Source organism: Pradoshia sp. (assembly GCF_051873915.1).
In the GTDB taxonomy this organism is placed as follows: Bacteria; Bacillota; Bacilli; order Bacillales; family Pradoshiaceae; genus Pradoshia.
The window spans coordinates 1-2,573 of record NZ_JBJEFJ010000070.1; the positions used below are offsets into that span (position 1 = coordinate 1).

Genomic DNA, 2,573 nt, shown 5'->3' on the forward strand with positions numbered 1-2,573 from the left:
GAAGCTTCTCTTAGAGAGCGGCTTTTTTAGGGCGACAGGAGCAATTAGTGTGGAATTTCCCCTTAAGAGAGAAGGGTTATGCCTGAGTGGAGAAGAGCGGGCAAAATGCGAGGTTAATAATGAGTAGGGGGCTATGATGACTAGAAACTATATAGATATAAATGAACGAATGAAGCATAATCATGTAGCTGGTTTAAGTATGTCTGTCATCCATCGTGGTCATATTGTACAGGTTGATCATTATGGTCTATTAGAAATAGGAACCAATAAAAAGGTGGACAGTAACGCTATTTTCAATGCTTGTTCAATCAGTAAGTTTCTAACGGCCTTCTTAGTAATGAAATTAATAGAACAAGGCATGCTGGATTTAGATGAAGACGTCAACCATCGGCTGACATCGTGGAAAATCCCAGAGAATCCTTTTACCGCCAATAAAAAAGTGACATTAAGAAGCTTGCTTAGTCATCAATCTGGCATTGTCGATCCACCGGATAGTTTTGGGGTAATTGATCCCAATGAGGAGATTCCTTCAATGGTTAATCTATTATCTGGAAGGACGTCTTATTGTAAGGAACGTATAGAAGTAAAGTACGAACCAGAGAGTGATTTTCAATACTCGGATGCAGGCTTTTGCCTTATACAGCAATTGATAGAGGATGTGATTGGAGAGCCTTTTGAAAGAGTCATGGAGAAGCTGATTTTCCGTCCGTTGAAGATGATGAATAGTACATATACACCGAGCAAATCGGGCGAACAATTAGCTTGTGGACATACGAAAGATGGGAGTTTAGTCGATCGCAAATACCCCGTATACCCTTATCCTGCAGCGGCTGGATTATGGACAACTTCTTCAGATTTAGCGCTGTTAGTCATAGATGTAATGAACGCTCTAAAGAAGGAAAGTAAAGTGGGCATTTCAGCGAATCAAGTAAACGAAATGATAACCCCACAAGGCTGTAAGGAATGGACAGGATTAGGGGTTTTTCTTGATGGGGAGGAAGTTTCATCATTAGGCTGGGGAGTGGGATTTCAATGCATGTTAGTGGCGTATCCTCGATTGGGAAGCGGGTTAATCATCATGACAAATACGGATCAAGGCGTTCATCAATTAGAAGGGATTATTGGTGAGGTCTATCATTCACATAGCTTTGAATGATTAGGTTATGGAAGGATGAGCTATTTCAAGTGAAAGAAGCGACAGCGTAGCTTACAAGAGACACTAATGTAGAATAGAAGTGCTTCACTCTTTATCCTAAATAATAAAAAATGAAGACTGTCAAAATGACAGTCTTTTCTTGTGTGGATGAAATGGCAAAGCAAAAAAAGGCTAACTCAAGAGAATTAGTCCTTTGATTGCTCCTCAGGTTCTGATAAATCTGCAGGGCTTCGATGATCTTCTTCGGGAATAAGGAACATGGCACATATATACAAAATAAGACAAGGAATAATGGCGGTCAACAAGGCCAATAGGACAAATCCTAATCGAACGATAACTGCATCTATTTTCAGATAGTCAGATAATCCGCCGCATACGCCTGATAAGACGATATTCGTTCTGGACCTGTACAGTTTCTTGTTATCCATCTAACACCTCCAGCTGAATATTGGGGAAATACTTCGAAATGCAGAAAGGTCAAGCGAGCAAATGTTGCTCATGTTTATTACTCCAGTATATTCAGGAATCCAAAAATTCATTACCTAAGGAGGAAGCAGGAAAGGGATAAAAATATTCATGATTCTCGTGATTGTTGTTTATTGGTTAGATGAAAGACTGGAATATTCATATCAAATGCTTGACTCAGCTGCTGCTGCTCCTATTCATTGACAAAAAAGTGTACGAACTATATAGTGCATTTATCAGGTGTATTATGCGTGTAATACACCGTTGTGGAGAAACGGAGGATGAACCTAGTATGAGTAAAACAAAAGGAAATCAGCACCCATTAACGATGGGTTTGTTCGTTATTTATTTGCTCGCTTTGATATGGATTATTTTATTTAAAATGTCTTTATCGCTTCAGGAGTTACCTGAGTTTAGAGGGATGAACTTCATTCCTTTTGGCGGGTCCGTTATAACGAATGATCGACTGGATCTTAGTGAGATTATCAATAATATAGTCATTTTTGTGCCGTTTGGCCTTTATTTATGTATGGTCAAGCCAGAATGGAGATTGATCAAGAACCTCATTCTTATCGCTGCTGTCAGTTTTTCATTTGAAATCATTCAGTTTATTTTTGCGATAGGCGGAACCGATATAACGGATCTTTTAGGGAATACATTGGGCGGCGTAATTGGGATAGGTATTTATTCCTTGCTGTATAAATGGATAACGAAAAGGAATACGAATAAAATACTGACGATTCTCGCACTAATCGGTACGATTTGTTTTATAGCCCTGTTTGGATTGTTGTTTGTCGCCAATCATTAATGGGTTTTCTCTAGAATGGCATGTATCCGTTTAGAGGGGGCAATGGAATAAAGGTATGGCCGCTTCCTATATAGGTGGCGGCTTTTTTATACAGCGTCCTTACTTTTCCAATATTCCCACGAAAAACAGGGTATGTATATTTTA

The 2,573-nt window shown here is 39.2% G+C and carries 3 protein-coding genes; 2 read left to right on the forward strand and 1 reads right to left on the reverse strand.

What is annotated here, in order from left to right; all coding sequences use genetic code 11:
- The first annotated feature begins 136 nt into the window (after window positions 1-136).
- Window positions 137-1,156 carry a serine hydrolase domain-containing protein gene (locus ACI35L_RS07125; protein WP_439802546.1) on the forward strand — a complete coding sequence of 340 codons (1,020 nt, stop codon included), beginning with the start codon at window positions 137-139 and terminating at the stop codon, window positions 1,154-1,156.
- 185 nt (window positions 1,157-1,341) lie between these two features.
- Here ACI35L_RS07125 and ACI35L_RS07130 read toward each other — a convergent pair whose 3' ends face one another.
- On the reverse strand, window positions 1,342-1,584 hold the full coding sequence (locus ACI35L_RS07130) for a PspC domain-containing protein (RefSeq protein ID WP_439802544.1): 243 nt from the start codon (window positions 1,582-1,584) through the stop codon (window positions 1,342-1,344).
- A gap of 329 nt (window positions 1,585-1,913) precedes the next feature.
- On the opposite strand from ACI35L_RS07130, the gene ACI35L_RS07135 reads away from it, so the two are divergent.
- Entirely contained in the window at window positions 1,914-2,429 is a 516-nt protein-coding gene (locus tag ACI35L_RS07135) for a VanZ family protein (protein WP_439802545.1), read from the forward strand.
- Window positions 2,430-2,573: the final 144 nt, after the last annotated feature.